This window comes from Mesorhizobium sp. P3_A9, from assembly GCF_056402975.1.
On record NZ_JBFUGJ010000125.1, the window covers coordinates 1 to 15,504 of the forward strand.

Genomic DNA, 15,504 nt, shown 5'->3' on the forward strand with positions numbered 1-15,504 from the left:
GGAAGATGCGGTTGAAGCCCGGCACATGCTTGGCCTGCTCCTCCTCGAGCGCGGCGCAGAAGATGCGGGTCAGGTCGCCGACATCCTTGGCGACGAGGAAGTAGTGCTTCATGAAGCGTTCGACTGCCGACAGGCCGGGATGGGTGGTGTAACCCAGCCGCTCGGCGATCTCGCGCTGGATGTCGAAATGCAGCCGCTCCTCGGCCTTCCCGGTGAGGAAATGCATGTGGCAGCGCACTGCCCACAGGAAGTCCTCGGCCTTCTGGAACTCGCGGTACTCGGCCTCGGTGAAGACGCCCTTGTCGACCAGTTCCTCGCCGGTACGCACCCGGTAGAAATACTTGCCGATCCAGAACAGCGTCTGCAGGTCGCGCAGGCCGCCCTTGCCGTCCTTGACGTTGGGCTCGACCAGATAGCGGCTCTCGCCGGCCTTGGCATGGCGATCGTCGCGTTCGGCGAGCTTGGCCTGGACATATTCCGGGCCGGTGGTGCGCACCACCTCATGGTCGAAGCGCAGCATCAGCTCGTCATAGAGCTTGCGTTCGCCCCACAGGAAGCGCGCTTCCAGGATCGAGGTGCGGATGGTGATGTCGGTGCGTGACAGCCGCAGGCACTCATCGATGTTGCGGGTGGCGTGGCCGACCTTTAGGCCCAGATCCCACAGCATGTAGAGCATGTATTCGACGGTCTGCTCGCCCCACGGCGTCTGCTTGTAGGGCAAGAGGAACAAAAGATCGATGTCGGATCCAGGCGCCAGCGTGCCGCGGCCATAGCCGCCGACCGCGACAACGGCCATGCGTTCGGCCGACGAACGGTTCTTCACCCGGTAGACATGCGTCGCCGCGAAATCGTAGAGCGCCCGGATCAGCTCATCCATGAGATGCGACAGCCGCTCRGCACAGGCGTTGCCGCCGCCATCTTGCTTCAGCATGGCCTCGGCGATCTTTCGGCCTTCGGCAAGCCGGGCCTTGAGAAGCTGGAGAACGCCGGCGCGGGCGGCCGCTCCGGAACCGTCGCCGGCCGTGGCCGTCGTCAGCGCGGTCATCTCGCGGCGCAAGGCTTCGCCGTCGATCAGTTCATCGAGCTTCAGGGAGATTTTCGCCATAGGTACCGGTTGGCCTTGCCATTTGGGCGGCGTCTATAGCGCGTTTTCGCGGCGCTGGGTATGGGGCCTGCCGGTGGCCCGGCAAGCGGCCTACTCCGTTGCGTCGATCGGATCGAGGGGAACGACAATCCGTTGCCGGAATCTGCAGAAATCGGCGATCCACCTCATGGTTCGCCTGGCCTCTCTGCTGATTCTCACCGCAGTCGGCTTCCTCTGCCTTGTCATAAGCCCGCTCACGGTCCGCGCGGCGTCGCGTTCCTGGTCAAGCAGGCTTGCCAGCCTTTCGCCGACGAACTGGTCCTGCGCGCAGAGCGCGGGAACAAGTTGGTAGACAGTCCTGCCGGCTGACATGATGGGGTCGAAGATGAGGTCATCGACGGCTATGTTGATCTGCGCCGTTGCCTTCAGAAAGTCTCGTGCCATTTGCCGCGAAAGCAGGTACCCCCCAGCCCCCGGATGGCCCTTGCGGAGCCGGACCATGGAAAAACCATGTCCGGCGGAGGTCCTCCTCCTCTGGATCACGGTTCTGGAGAAGAACGTCTCGAGTTTCACGACATCGGCGTCCGCCGGCACCCAACTCGTATCGCCCAGCAAGGCTCCGGCTCTGCTGGAGAAGACCATGTCGTCCTCGAATACGGCGCCATACGGGGCGTCATCCTGGGCAATGATCGTCCAACAGGCGCGATGACTATGCAGGCAGGCGACTTCGCTGCCGGCGAGCGGCCGGATGGCGTGTATTGCGTGCTGCGGCTGCAGTACCAGGTCGGGATGTTCCTTGGCATCGATCCCCGCGACCCGCTCGAACCCGATGCCGATACGGGCGAACTCCGACGCCATGTGGGCAAGCCGGTCGGGAGATCGATCGAGATTGATAACCAGACGCTTCATTCTTACGAGCTATTCTGTTCAAAATTCTTTGTACAAAATCCTTGCTTCCACCGGAACCGGCGGGAGCCGCCAAGCAGCGCAGGAGCCTTCTAGCACAGATGACGTTATGGTTGTTGATCTTTTCTGGAGTGGATATTATGCCAAAATCAGAAAGCCAAGCTTTTGAACCAGACTATCTTCCCAGGATTACCGGGGGATGACATGTTGCGGGTGGCCGGAGGAATTTTCTATTCAAGGTCACTGGCGGCAAGGCGGAATTCGCCCGGAGCCCAAGATTGTCCTCGAGGTCAAGCAGTTTCCAACCGTGGGTGCCGGATAAGCTGGCTTTTCACGGATGTCTCTGCGCGTTGTGGCCGCGCCGGATATCAGGCCCTGGCGGCCGGAAACAGGTCTATCGTTCTGCTTCTGGTGGATCGAAGGGGACAACCGTGTACCGCCGTAATCTGCAGTGGTCGACAATCCACTCGGCGACGCGCCTGGTTTCCACTCTCATCTTTTCGCGGAGGGGTTTTCGGCGTTTCGTGGTCAGCCCGCTTGCGATCCATTCGGCTTCGCGTTCCTCGTAAAGCAGGCTTGGCAGCCTGTTGCCCATGAACTGGTCCTGCGCGCAGAGCGCCGGAACAAGCTGGTAGATCGTCTTTTCACCCGACGTCGGGAACACCGGGTTGAAGAGGATGTCATCGGCGGCCGCGTTGGCCTGCGCGGTGGCATCGAGCAGATCGCGCGCCATCTGTCTGGAGAGGATGTAGCCGCCGGTCCCCATATGGCTCTTGCGGAGCCTGAACACGGAAAAACCGTGACCGACAGCGGTCTTCTTCCTCTGGATCATGGTCTTGCTGAAGAATGTCTCGATCTTGACGACATCGGCATCGGCCGGAATCCAGCCACCATCGGCAAGCAGGGCGCCGGCATTCGCGGAGAACACAATGTCGTCCTCGAAGACGGCGCCGAAGGGCGCTTCGTCATGAGCAATGACAGCCCAGCAGGCGCGATGGCTGTGCATGCAGGCGATCTCGCTGGGGGACAGGCGCCGTATGGCGTACTTCGCATGCTGCGGCTGGAGCATCAGGTCCGGATGCTCGCGGGCGTCGATTGCGGTGATTCGTTCGAAGGCGATGCCGATGCGGGCAAACTCCGCCGTGACATGGGCAAGCCGGTCAGGTGACCGATCAAGATTGATGACCAGACATTTCATGTCTCGACGGGATCGGCATCACGTTGGAGGGGTCGGCGTATATTAGAATACGCTCCGCTACTCAATGTGGGCTTTTTCGGGGCGACCAGCCCTGGACGGACTCGAAACGAGAAAAATCGGCACAGCCCTTGACCTTCCAGTTACTGGAAGCACTACCTCCGCAGGCAGAGGCACAAAGGCATTTTGGAATGACGCATTCAGACCATGATCACCACGGCGACCACCCCGGCGCCCATGGCGGCTGCTGTGCGGCGAAAGGTGCGGCCGTGGATGCGGTTCTGCGCGATCCGGTCTGTGGCATGACCGTGGACCCGGCCGCCGGCAAGCCGACATCGGAGCATGGCGGCCGCCTCTATCATTTCTGCAGCGAAGGTTGCCGCACGAAATTCCAGGCTGCGCCGGAACACTATCTGACGGCCACCGACCCCGTCTGCGGCATGAGCGTCGATCGCGCCACGGCCAGGCACTTTGTCCGCCATGAAGGCCAGGGCTTCTATTTCTGTTCCGCCGCTTGCCAGGCGAAATTCGAGGCGGCGCCGCAAACCTATCTCGGCGACAGGCCGGCGCCGGTGCCGGCGCCCAAGGGCACGCAATACACATGCCCGATGCATCCCGAGATCATCCGCGACAAGCCCGGCTCCTGCCCGATCTGCGGCATGGCGCTGGAACCGATGGGCGTACCATCAGGCGATGAAGGGCCAAATCCCGAGCTGGTCGATTTCACCAGGCGGTTCTGGGTCAGCACGGTCCTGTCGATCCCGCTTCTGATCATCGCCATGGCGCCGATGGTCGGGGTGACGTTCGAAGGCTGGGTCGATGATCGCACGAAGGTCTGGATCGAGCTGGCGCTGGCAAGCCCAGTGGTGCTGTGGGCTGCCTTTCCTTTCTTCCATCGCGGCTGGGACTCGGTCGTCAACCGCAGCCCCAACATGTGGACGCTGATCTCGCTTGGCGTCGGCGCGGCCTATCTCTACAGCGTCGTCGCTACGCTTTTCCCGGACATCTTCCCGCATCAGTTCCGCAGCCATGGCGGTGCGGTGCCGGTCTATTTCGAGGCTGCGGCCGTTATTGTCGCGCTGGTCTTCCTCGGCCAGGTGCTGGAATTGCGTGCCCGCGAAAAGACCGGATCGGCGATCCGCGCTCTGCTCGATCTGGCGCCCAAGACCGCACGGCGTATCGCCGAAGACGGTTCGGAGACCGACGTGCCGCTGGACAGCGTCAAGGCCGGTGATCGCTTGCGCATCCGGCCAGGCGACGCCATCCCGGTCGACGGCACCGTGCTCGAAGGTCGCTCTTCCATCGACGAATCCATGATCACGGGCGAGCCGCTGCCGGTCGAAAAGGTCGAGGGCGACGCCCTGACCGGCGGCACGCTCAACAAGAACGGCTCGCTGATCATGCGCGCCGAGCGGATTGGCGCCGAGACCACGCTTGCGCGCATCGTCGAACTCGTCGCCAAGGCACAGCGCTCGCGCGCGCCGATTCAAGGGTTGGCCGACCGCGTTTCCTTCTATTTTGTTCCGGCCGTCGTCCTAGTCGCCGTGGTGGCGTTCATCGCCTGGGCCGTCTTCGGCCCGGAGCCCAGCCTGATCTTCGCCATCGTCTCGGCCGTCTCGGTGCTGATCATCGCCTGTCCCTGCGCGCTCGGCCTCGCCACGCCGATGTCGATCATGACCGCCACCGGGCGCGGGGCGCATGCCGGCGTGCTGATCAAGGAAGCCGCGGCGCTCGAACGCTTTGCCTCGGTCGACACGCTGATCGTCGACAAGACCGGCACGCTGACCGAGGGCCGGCCGAAACTGACGGATGTTGTCGCTGTCGAGGGCATGGCCGAAAACGAATTGCTGGCGCTTGCCGCCGCACTGGAGAAGGGCTCSGAGCATCCGCTSGCCGAGGCCATCGTCGAGGGTGCCGGCGCCCGTGGCCTGACGATCRCYGAAGCCRGCGMTTTCGAGGCGGTCACCGGCAARGGTGTTTCCGGCAYSGTGTCGGGSCAGCAGGTCGCACTCGGCAACGCGGCGATGATGGCCGATCTCGGCATCGACATCGCACCCATCGCCACCAGAACCGAAGCTCTGCAGGGCGATGGCAAGACGGCGATGTTCGTCGCGGTCGGCAAAAAACTGGCCGGCATCGTCGCCGTCGCCGATCCAATCAAGGCGACCACTGCCGAGGCGATCAAGGCTCTGCATGACAGCGGCCTCAGGATCATCATGGCGACCGGCGACAACGAGCGCACCGCCAAGGCGATTGCCAGAAGCCTCGGTATCGATGAGGTTCGCGCCGGTCTGCTGCCGGAACAGAAGGCAGCCCTAGTCGAGGAGCTGCGCGGCAGGGGCGCCGGCGTTGCCATGGCCGGCGACGGCGTCAACGACGCACCGGCCTTGGCCAGCGCCGATGTCGGCATCGCCATGGGTACCGGCGCCGATGTCGCGGTCGAAAGCGCCGGCATCACCTTGGTCAAGGGTGACCTCAACGGCATCGTCCGGGCCCGTAAGCTCGCCCAGGCGACGTTTCGCAACATCCGCCAGAACCTGTTCTTCGCCTTCCTCTACAACGTGCTTGGCGTGCCGGTCGCCGCCGGCGTGCTCTATCCGCTGACCGGCACGCTTTTGTCGCCGATGCTGGCGGCGGCGGCGATGAGCCTGTCCTCCGTCTCGGTCATATCAAACGCATTGCGTCTGCGGACGTTGAAACTCTGATCCAAACCCCCAAATACGAAACCCATTCAACAGGAGACCATGAATGACCTGGGCTAAAAAACTCGTGCTTTTGCTGATGGCGGCCGGAATGCTGCTCGCCGTCTTCCTCGAAAGCGTTCCGGCGCAGAGCGAAGAGATGAAACATAACATGGCCGGCATGGCGATGGGTGCGCAAAGCCCTGCCACCGTCGGCTACAAGAMGGCGATGGACAAGATGCACAMGGACATGATGGTCAAATAYWCCGGCAATGCCGATGTCGAYTTCGKCCGCGGCATGATCCCGCACCATCAGGGCGCCATCGACATGGCCAAGGTCGAGCTTGCCAATGGCAAGGATCCGGAAATCCGCAAGCTCGCCGAAGGCGTCATCGCCGCGCAGGAAGCCGAGATTAAGCAGATGCAGGACTGGCTCGCCGCTCATCCGGTGAAGTGAGCCGCTTCGTGACGAAGAATTGGGCGAGAACGCCTCTGGATTTCTCGTCCGCCCTGTGATGCGATCCGGCCTCAAACGGAGCCTGCCATGTCGTCGACCATCAGAACCATCACGCTACCCCAAGGCGAAGCCATTGCTGTTCTCGGCCAGGGCACGTGGAAGATGGGCGAGGATTCTCGCCGCCGTGCTGGCGAGGTCGATGCGCTCAAGCTCGGCCTCGACCTTGGCATCACGCTGATCGACACCGCCGAAATGTATGCCAGCGGTGGCGCCGAGGAAGTGGTGGCCGAAGCTATCGCCGGGCGCCGCGACGAGACCTTCCTGGTTTCGAAGGTTCTACCGTCGAACGCTTCGCGCGCGGGCGTGCAGCGCGCCTGCGAGAACAGCCTGAAGCGCCTGCGCACCGACCGCATCGACCTCTATCTCTTGCATTGGCCGGGCAACGTACCGTTGGCGGAGACGGTCGAGGCCTTCGAGGCCTTGAAGAAGGCCGGCAAGATCCGCCATTGGGGCGTCAGCAATTTCGACACCGAGGAAATGGAGGACCTGGCCGGCTTGCCCGATGGCGGCAATGTCCAGACCAACCAAGTGCTTTACAATCTGGTCCGTCGCGGCCTCGAATTCGATCTCGCCCCCTGGAGCCGCAAGCGCGGCATCCCGCTGATGGCCTATTCGCCGGTCGAGCAGGGCGCACTGGCGCGCAATGCCAGGCTCGATGCCGTTGCCGCCCGCCACAATGCGACCGCGGCACAGATCGCCTTGGCCTGGGTGATGCACCAGGAGGGCGTTGTCGCCATTCCCAAGGCCAGCAGCCAGGAGCACGTGCGCCAGAATTTTGCTGCGCTGGACATCAAACTAGCAGGCGAAGACCTCGCCGATCTCAACCGCGCCTTCCCGCCACCGACACGCAAGCGCGGGCTGGAGATGATCTGAGCGGCGGGTGAAGTTGCAATCTCCCCCCTCGTGGGGGAGATGCCCGGTAGGGCAGAGGGGGGCGCTGGCCCGCCAACATATATCAATCTTACAGTGACGGCTTCCTCGCCCATTTTCTGCCGAGCATCATCAGAGATCAGGTTAAGCAAGCTCAGCACTCTACGACGCCCCCCTCTGTCCTGCCGGACATCTCCCCCACGAGGGGGGAGATTGGCAGTTGCGCCGACGCCGCCCAGATTGCTAAATTATTTTCCCGCCAGACCCTTCAGCCGGTACAGCGCTTCCAGCGCCTCCCGTGGCGTCATCTCGTCGGGATTGATGTCGCCGAGCGCGGCGCCCAAAGCGTCGTTCTTCACCGGCTTCGGCATTTCACGCTTCACCGCCACGGAAAACAGCGGCAAATCGTCGACCAGCCGGTTGGTCTTGCCGGAAACCTCGCCTTCTTCCAATTGGTGCAGCACCTGCTTGGCCCGGTCGACCACCGCTTCCGGCAGGCCGGCGAGCCGCGCCACCTGCACGCCGTAGGAGCGGTCGGCSGCACCCTTGCCGACCTCGTGCAGGAAGACSACGTCGYYTTCCCATTCCTTGACCCGCATGGTGACRTTGKRGAGSCGCGSCAGCTTGCCGGCKAGCGAGGTCATTTCRTGGAAATGGGTGGCAAAGATCGCCCGGCAGCGGTTCTTYTCGTGCAGGTAYTCSACCGCCGCCCAGGCRATCGAYAGGCCRTCGAASGTSGCGGTACCGCGGCCGATCTCGTCGAGGATCACCAGGGCCCGTTCGCCGGCCTGGTTGAGGATCGCCGCCGTCTCGACCATCTCGACCATGAAGGTCGAGCGGCCGCGCGCCAGATCGTCCGAGGCGCCAACGCGCGAGAACAGCCGGTCGACGACGCCGATATGGGCCGATGCCGCCGGCACGAACGAACCGGTCTGGGCCAGGATGGCGATCAGCGCGTTTTGCCTGAGGAACGTCGATTTACCGCCCATATTCGGGCCGGTCAGCAGCCAGATCGCGCCGTTCTTGGCGCTGCCCTCCGGCGACAGGTCGCAATCATTGGCAACGAACGGGCCTTCGCCGGAACGGCGCAGCGCCTGTTCGACCACCGGATGCCGGCCGCCGGAAATCTCGAAGGCGAGGCTGGAATCCACCACTGGCCGGCACCAGGCTTCGCTTTCCGACAACAGGGCGAGCGCCGCCGACACATCGATCACGGCCAGCGCGTCGGCGCCGGCGCGGATTTTTTCCGCCTCGCCGACGGCTTCCGCCGTCAGCGCATCGAAAGCCGCCAGTTCGATGCTCAGCGCCCGGTCGGCGGCATTGGCGATCTTGGTCTCGAGCTCGGCAAGCTCGGTGGTGGTGAAGCGCATGGCGTTGGCCATGGTCTGCCGGTGGATGAAGCGCGCCTTGGCGCCATCGCTGCCGGTCATGATCGCATGGTGGTTGGCGGTCACCTCGATATAGTAGCCAAGCACATTGTTGTGCCGGATCTTCAGCGAACGGATGCCGGTCTCCTCGATCAGCGAGCGTTCCAGCCCGGCGATGACCTTTCGCGATTCGTCGCGCAGCGCCCGCATCTCGTCGAGCTCGGCATGATAGCCGCCACGGACRAARCCGCCGTCGCGCTTCAACAGCGGSAGTTCCTCGCCSAGCGCCTGCRTCAGRTGCYGGGYAAGYGCCTGGGGCAGCGCCTGGATSGCGGCCATYGCRYCAGCCAATTCCYSKGGCAGGGCGGTCGCGGCGAAGATGTCGGCGATCGCGCCGGCCGCCTCGAAACCGGCGCGCAGCGCGCCGAGGTCGCGCGGGCCGCCGCGGTTGAGCGCCAGCCGGGACAACGCGCGCGGCATGTCGGCGACGCTCTTCAGGCTCGTCCGCACCGCCTGGCAAAGCCGGGTTTCGGAGCGGAAGAACGATACCGAGTCGAGGCGGGCGCCGATCGCCACCGGGTCGGTCAGCGGCGCCATCAGCCGGTCGGCGAGCAGCCTTGCGCCGCCACCGGTCACCGTGCGGTCGATCGCCTTGAACAGCGAGCCTTCGCGGCTGCCCGATAGCGTACGCAAGAGTTCCAGATTGCCGCGCGTCGCCGGATCGATGAACAGGGTCGAGCCTTGCTCTTCGCGCTCGGGCCGCGACAAAGGCGGACGCTCGGCCTTCTGCGTCTTCTCGACATAGGCGATGGCGCCCGAGATCGCCGACAGTTCGGCGCGCGAAAAGGTGCCAAAGCTGTCCGGCGTCGCCACCTCGAAGAAGCGGGCGATGCGCCCGGTGGCCGAGGCCGAATCGAACAGCGACGGTGGCTGCGGGTTGGCGACGCGGCCGAGCACGTCGAACACCGGCTTCAGTTCGGGATCGTGGAACACCGGCTCGGCGACGATCATCTCGCGCGGATCGACACGGAAGATGTCGGCCAGCAGCCGGTCGGCCGTGGTCTCGGCAACGCGGAAGGCGCCGGTCGAGATGTCGATCCAGGCAATTGCAAAGCTGTGGTCACTGCCGCCCTTCACCCGCCCCAGCGCCATCAGGAAGCTCGATTCCGACGGCGCCAGCAATTTGTCCTCGGTGATGGTGCCCGGCGTCACCAGCCGCACCACGTCGCGGCGCACCACCGATTTCCCGCCGCGCTTCTTGGCTTCGGCCGGATCTTCGATCTGCTCGCACACCGCGACACGGAATCCCTGGCCGATCAGCTTCTGCAGATAGTCGTCGGCCGCATGCACAGGCACGCCGCACATCGGGATGTCATGACCCTGGTGCTTGCCGCGCTTGGTCAAGACGATGCCCAGCGCCCGGCTTGCCTTTTCGGCATCGTCGAAGAACAGCTCGTAGAAATCGCCCATGCGGTAGAACAGCAGCGAATCCGGGTTCGCCGCCTTGATCTCGATGAACTGCTCCATCATCGGCGTGACGGCGGCTGCGCCGGGCTGTGGCGGCGTCATCACCTCGGGGGCGTCCGGCTCGTTCGGGCTGTGCATGTTCATGCGCGGCACGCTAGCAGATGTGATCGCGCGGTTTAATGCCGGGGCCGCGAAAAGCAGGGGACGACCGAGGCGGCCAGATTCGCAATTTCCCATCCGATCCGCGATTCCCGCGTGCCGGCGGTTTACACGCGGCGGCGCGTGGTCTTAATTCGGACCGAAACAAAGCACCCGCTTTCCAAGGAGGTGCTGCACCGGCGAGGAAATCAAAAGCATCATGGCCAGGAAAACCGAGAACAGCGGTCCGTCCGTCAGCGCGCAGGAAGCGCTCGAATTCCACGCCATGGGGCGCCCCGGCAAGCTGGAGGTCGTCGCCACCAAGCCGATGGCCACCCAACGCGATCTGAGCCTCGCCTATTCGCCTGGCGTCGCGGTGCCCGTCCTGGCCATCGCCGAGGATCCCAGCCGCGCCTTCGACTACACGACGCGCGGCAACATGGTTGCGGTCATCTCCAACGGCACTGCCATCCTCGGTCTCGGCAATCTCGGTGCGCTGGCCTCCAAGCCGGTGATGGAGGGCAAGGCGGTGCTGTTCAAGCGCTTTGCTGATGTCGATTCCATCGACCTCGAGGTCGACACCGAAGACGCCGACGAGTTCATCAACTGCGTGCGCTTCCTCGGCCCATCCTTCGGCGGCATCAACCTGGAAGACATCAAGGCGCCGGAATGCTTCATCATCGAGCAGCGGCTGCGCGAGCTGATGGACATTCCGGTCTTCCACGATGACCAGCATGGCACCGCCATCATCTCGGCCGCCGGCCTGATCAACGCGCTGGAAATCACCGGCCGCGACATGAAGACGACGAAAATGGTCTGCAACGGCGCCGGTGCCGCCGGTATCGCCTGCATCGAGCTGATGAAGGCGATGGGTTTTGCGCCGGAAAACATCACCTTGTGTGACACCAAGGGCGTGGTCTTTCAGGGCCGCACCGAAGGTATGAACCAGTGGAAGTCGGCGCATGCGGTCAAGACCGAGGCGCGCAGCCTCGCCGAGGCGCTCGACGGCGCCGATGTCTTCCTCGGCCTCTCGGCCAAGGGCGCGCTGACCACCGCCATGGTGCAGTCGATGGCCAAGAACCCGATCATCTTCGCCATGGCCAATCCAGACCCGGAAATCACCCCGGAGGAAGTGGCCGAGATCCGCACCGATGCCATCATGGCGACCGGCCGTTCGGACTATCCGAACCAGGTCAACAACGTGCTCGGCTTCCCCTACATTTTCCGCGGCGCGCTGGATGTGCGGGCCACCACCATCAATGACGACATGAAGATCGCCGCKGCMCGYGCGCTCGCCGATCTGGCGCGCAAGGACGTGCCYGACGATGTCGCCGCSGCSTATCAGGGCAACCGGCCGAAATTCGGCCCCAACTACATCATCCCGGTGCCGTTCGATCCGCGCCTGATTTCGGCCATTCCGCTGGCGGTGGCCAAGGCGGCGATGGAGTCGGGCGTCGCCCGCAAGCCGATCCTCGATCTCGATCGCTACGCCCAGGAACTGTCCGCCCGCCGCGACCCGATCGCCTCGACCTTGCAGCGTATCTACGATCGCGTGCGCCGCCAGCCCAAGCGCATCGTCTTCGCCGAGGGCGAGGARGAGCAGGTSATGCGCGCCGCCGTCTCCTATGTGAACCAGMRGCTCGGCACCGCCATCCTGCTCGGCCGCGACGAYGTCATCAAGGAAAACGCCARGMACGCCGGCATCGACYTSAACAARCAAGGCATCGAGATCATCAATGCCCGGCTGTCGCGCCGCAACGGCATCTACACCGACTATCTCTACGAACGCATGCAGCGCAAAGGYTTYCTGTTCCGCGACTGCCAGCGSCTGATCAACAACGACCGCAATCACTTCGCCGCCTGCATGGTGGCGCTGGGCGACGCCGACGGCATCGTCACCGGCGTCACCCGCAACTATTCCACCGCGCTCGACGACATCCGCCGCGTCATCGATGCCAAGCCCGGCCACCGCGTCATCGGCGTCTCGATCGTGCTGGCGCGGGGTAAAACTGTCCTCGTCGCCGACACCGCCGTGCACGACATGCCGAACGCCGAGCAGATCGCCGACATCGCCGAGGAGGCGGCCGGCTTCGCCCGCCGCATGGGCTATGAGCCAAGGCTCGCCATGCTCGCCTACTCCACCTTCGGCCACCCGCAGGGCGAACGCTCCGAGCGCGTCCAGGAAGCCGTGCGCATCCTCGACAAGCGCCGTGTCGATTTCGAGTATGACGGCGAAATGGCCGCCGACGTCGCGCTCAACGCGCGCGCCATGGCGCAATAYCCGTTCATCAGGCTGACCGGCCCGGCCAATGTGCTGATCATGCCGGCGTTCCATTCGGCYTCGATCTCGACCAAGATGCTRCAGGAACTCGGCGGCTCSACSGTCATCGGCCCGCTGCTGGTGGGGCTGAACAAGCCGGTCCAGATCGTGTCGCTGAATGCCAAGGATAGCGACATTGTCAACATGGCGGCGATCGCGGCTTATACGGCGGGGACTTGAGGCCGCGCTTTCAAGCTAGTAGATATCATGGTAATCTCCGCAGGGGGGAGTCGGATTTCATGGAAAAGATACAAGATTACATATCGCTTATTAGCGGCCTGATCGGCTTTGTCCTTGGGTGTGGTGTTACTTTAACAGTTCAGCGAATTCGCCAAGGAGCAAACGCCAGTTTTTCTGATCAGCGGGACAGCAAGGTGGGAGGAGATCAAGCGGGACGTGATCTGAAAAAATAAGTTATCATGGAAACAGTTTACGCAAATCAGTCGCGTGCGGCTGTCCAAGGCGATCAAGCCGGTCGCRATATATTTAAAAACGAATACAATATCGGGCCCCAGAGTGTTTCTCAGGTGTCCTTATGGCTTAAGAAGTTAGAAATACAGATTAAAGAAGATAATAAAGATATTGAAAATACATTTGTAGACAATCTTAGGTATTTTGTCGATCAGCGCGATCAGTCGGAAATAGTTGGACTTAAAGCAAAGATAGAGGCTAGCGGATACAACATATCGTACACGTCGGCGATTCTTCGAAAAGAAGAGTTTGTAAAGCTTTTGCTGAAGTACCAAGAGTTCAGCTCTGCACAGGAGCTATTCGCATATTTTTTGTCGATTATACATGATGTTTTCGAGGAAAAGATATGTCCGATAATAAATTCATTGGATTTCAGCTCGGTCCAAAATATAGTAGATACTCATATAATAGATAAAATATTTATTGAGATAGGTGCCGGCAGCGAAGATATACTTATAAATCGGAATCACGTTCGCGGCATGATATACTGGCTTGCGGACAAGTGTTATGTGCGGTGGCACTAATGAACTCGATAACGTACAGCGCATCTCAAGATCCATTTCATGCCGTGTTTCGTATGAGTGCGATCTTGGAGTTTGCAGAAGGCATAAACTTCGAAGTTGAGCGTTTGTTTATTTATGATTTCTACGTATGCTTCCCGTGGAGAGCAAGTACGATTAGGGGCTCTCAAAAGATAGCGGGCTTTATTCGAGACAGGAACGTACTACGACGTACCTATTTGCAAAACGTTTACGAGCAAATCCCGGACCCTCGGGTGATGTTACGGCGAATGCGGGCTTCGCAACTTGCTGCCATAAACAGTCTCGGCTCGTATGGTTTTGTTGATACAGAAATGCTCAGGGGTGGCGTCGTAAAGCGAACTTCGGAGCCGCTTCCCGCGACCTTGATGCCCAACATAACCGCTTTCATCGCAAAGAACAAAATCCTGCTCGAATTCCTAGTGATGCGACTGAACGAAGTTCCTCTCGCCGGTGCTGACGGCCTTAAGGATAGATCGGGGCTGGAGGAGTTTCGCTATGACTATGTTTAGGCCTAACATACGAGTTGACCGGCTTGTCGTCTTTAGCCGTGGAAACATCGTGTTTGATGAACGATTTCATGGCGGCTTAAATATCATAAGAGGGGAAAATTCGTCCGGAAAGTCCACGATAATGGACTTTCTATTCTACGGACTGGGCGGAGATCTGTTTGATTGGCGCGAGGTGGCGCTAAAGTGTGACACCATCTACCTGCAAGCGTCCATAAATGGCAGCGCGGTCACCCTATCTAGGGAAATATCCGATCAGTCAGGGCGACCGATGCGCATTTACATTGGCGATCTGGACGAGTCTCTCGTATCCGCATCTGCAGGGTGGGAGATCTATTCGTACGCACGTAGCAGCAAGGACAGCTTTTCGCAGGTTCTATTTCGATTTCTAGGTTTGCCTGAGGTGCAGCTCGGTGAAAACCAAACAAAAATAACAATGAATCAAATATTGCGCCTCATGTACTCTGACCAGCTGAGTCCTGTTGACAAGATATTTAGATTTCAACAGTTTGATGATGYAGTTACGCGGCAGACTGTCGGCGATCTGCTGTGTGGGGCATTTAGCGACCGGTTCTACCGCGCGAAGATTCGTTACAATGAGGCCGGCATTGAGTTTCGCGACATTCAGGTAAAAATCAAGTCGATCATCAATATGTATTCCTCTGGTGGCGTGCCTCTGACCAGAGAGTGGCTTGAGGCTGAGCGAGCAAAGGTCGACAAGGAACTATTGGCGACGAACACGAAGATCGAGGAGATCGAAGACAATATATTCCATGCTCAATTTGATGATCGTCTCACTCTGAACGACCAAGATGAGACCTACAGGCGAATTGTGGCACTTCAATCAACGATAGCGGAGCTCGAGGAGAAAATTACGAGGGTGGCGCTTGAGCAGGCGGACTCTGCCCAATTTATTGCAGCGCTGGACGCCAAGCTTTACCAGCTCCAAAATTCGCATGCAGTGGTAGAGGAATTTGGGCGGCTGGACTTTCAATATTGCCCGTCATGTTTGGAACCTGTTGCGGATCATGGCGTGGAGGGTGCCTGCAAGCTCTGTAAGGAGCCGTTCGATAAGTCGCGTACCCATTCGCGGTCGTTGAAGTTGATAAATGAGTTTAGCCGGCAGAAGGAACAATCCTTGGAACTGCAGGGACTCAGAGATATCGAAATAAGGGAATTACGTTCCAGGTTGGCGGGTGAAAGAGAACTCTGGGAGCAAGCCAATCGCCATTATCGTGTCTCTGTTAAGACCCCTACGACCGCTATGCGCTCAGAATTGCGGAATCTGAATCGGCAGGCGGGCTATCTGATTAAGAAGCTGGAGGAATTAGCTACTAGAAGTGAGATTGTTTCTCAGGTTGAGGAGTTGTCTTCTCAACGCGAGGGGCTCCAGAAAGAACTAGATGCGCTGTTGGCGGTAATTGAATATGAGAATAATAG

Annotated in this window: 12 protein-coding genes; 8 read left to right on the forward strand and 4 right to left on the reverse strand. The window is 60.9% G+C overall.

Features of this window, described 5'->3' with window-relative positions; genetic code table 11:
* From AC1DX0_RS18070 to AC1DX0_RS18080, 3 genes are all read right to left on the reverse strand, one after another.
* Positions 1–1,105 (reverse strand): [protein-PII] uridylyltransferase family protein (locus AC1DX0_RS18070; protein WP_477356301.1); only part of this gene is annotated, 1,105 nt, incomplete at its 3' end.
* 90 nt (positions 1,106–1,195) lie between these two features.
* The gene (locus AC1DX0_RS18075) at positions 1,196–1,993 is read right to left on the reverse strand and encodes a glycosyltransferase family 25 protein (RefSeq protein WP_477218384.1); all 798 of its coding nucleotides are present in this window, start codon (positions 1,991–1,993) and stop codon (positions 1,196–1,198) included.
* Between the two features lie 391 nt (positions 1,994–2,384).
* Positions 2,385–3,188: a glycosyltransferase family 25 protein gene (locus tag AC1DX0_RS18080; protein WP_477218383.1), complete on the reverse strand. Its 804-nt coding sequence runs from the start codon at positions 3,186–3,188 to the stop codon at positions 2,385–2,387.
* Positions 3,189–3,376: 188 nt separating this feature from the next.
* Here AC1DX0_RS18080 and AC1DX0_RS18085 point away from each other — a divergent pair, with 188 nt between their 5' ends.
* The 3 genes from AC1DX0_RS18085 to AC1DX0_RS18095 all read left to right on the forward strand — a co-directional run bounded on the left by AC1DX0_RS18085 (position 3,377) and on the right by AC1DX0_RS18095 (position 7,256).
* Positions 3,377–5,890 carry a heavy metal translocating P-type ATPase gene (locus AC1DX0_RS18085; RefSeq protein WP_477356303.1) on the forward strand — a complete coding sequence of 838 codons (2,514 nt, stop codon included), beginning with the start codon at positions 3,377–3,379 and terminating at the stop codon, positions 5,888–5,890.
* 43 nt (positions 5,891–5,933) lie between these two features.
* Positions 5,934–6,323, forward strand: a complete 390-nt coding sequence (copM, locus tag AC1DX0_RS18090; protein ID WP_477356305.1) for a CopM family metallochaperone — start codon at positions 5,934–5,936, stop codon at positions 6,321–6,323.
* A gap of 87 nt (positions 6,324–6,410) precedes the next feature.
* Positions 6,411–7,256: an aldo/keto reductase gene (locus AC1DX0_RS18095; RefSeq protein ID WP_477218380.1), complete on the forward strand. Its 846-nt coding sequence runs from the start codon at positions 6,411–6,413 to the stop codon at positions 7,254–7,256.
* Positions 7,257–7,501: 245 nt separating this feature from the next.
* Here AC1DX0_RS18095 and mutS read toward each other — a convergent pair whose 3' ends face one another.
* Positions 7,502–10,231: a DNA mismatch repair protein MutS gene (mutS, locus tag AC1DX0_RS18100; RefSeq protein ID WP_477356307.1), complete on the reverse strand. Its 2,730-nt coding sequence runs from the start codon at positions 10,229–10,231 to the stop codon at positions 7,502–7,504.
* A 214-nt stretch (positions 10,232–10,445) separates the two neighbouring features.
* On the opposite strand from mutS, the gene AC1DX0_RS18105 reads away from it, so the two are divergent.
* The 5 genes from AC1DX0_RS18105 to AC1DX0_RS18125 form a co-directional block, all read left to right on the forward strand.
* Positions 10,446–12,725 carry an NADP-dependent malic enzyme gene (locus AC1DX0_RS18105; protein ID WP_477356309.1) on the forward strand — a complete coding sequence of 760 codons (2,280 nt, stop codon included), beginning with the start codon at positions 10,446–10,448 and terminating at the stop codon, positions 12,723–12,725.
* 59 nt (positions 12,726–12,784) lie between these two features.
* Complete coding sequence (locus tag AC1DX0_RS18110; protein ID WP_477218377.1) at positions 12,785–12,958, forward strand: hypothetical protein; 174 nt, start codon at positions 12,785–12,787, stop codon at positions 12,956–12,958.
* A gap of 6 nt (positions 12,959–12,964) precedes the next feature.
* Entirely contained in the window at positions 12,965–13,540 is a 576-nt protein-coding gene (locus AC1DX0_RS18115; protein ID WP_477356311.1) for an ABC-three component system protein, read from the forward strand.
* Positions 13,540–14,067, forward strand: coding sequence for an ABC-three component system middle component 5 (locus AC1DX0_RS18120; RefSeq protein ID WP_477218375.1), 528 nt, complete (start codon positions 13,540–13,542; stop codon positions 14,065–14,067). Before AC1DX0_RS18115 ends, AC1DX0_RS18120 begins: the two co-directional genes overlap by 1 nt.
* A gap of 49 nt (positions 14,068–14,116) precedes the next feature.
* Positions 14,117–15,504, forward strand: a 1,388-nt coding sequence (locus AC1DX0_RS18125; RefSeq protein ID WP_477356313.1) for an AAA family ATPase, incomplete at its 3' end; no start/stop codon positions are given.

What these genes read in the sequence shown, in the direction of transcription:
- AC1DX0_RS18075 (WP_477218384.1), bottom strand. Translation starts at nt 1,993, where the DNA reads ATGAAGCGTCTGGTTATCAATCTCGATCGATCTCCCGACCGGCTTGCC.
- AC1DX0_RS18080 (WP_477218383.1), bottom strand. Translation starts at nt 3,188, where the DNA reads ATGAAATGTCTGGTCATCAATCTTGATCGGTCACCTGACCGGCTTGCC.
- AC1DX0_RS18095 (WP_477218380.1), top strand. Translation starts at nt 6,411, where the DNA reads ATGTCGTCGACCATCAGAACCATCACGCTACCCCAAGGCGAAGCCATT.
- AC1DX0_RS18110 (WP_477218377.1), top strand. Translation starts at nt 12,785, where the DNA reads ATGGAAAAGATACAAGATTACATATCGCTTATTAGCGGCCTGATCGGC.
- AC1DX0_RS18120 (WP_477218375.1), top strand. Translation starts at nt 13,540, where the DNA reads ATGAACTCGATAACGTACAGCGCATCTCAAGATCCATTTCATGCCGTG.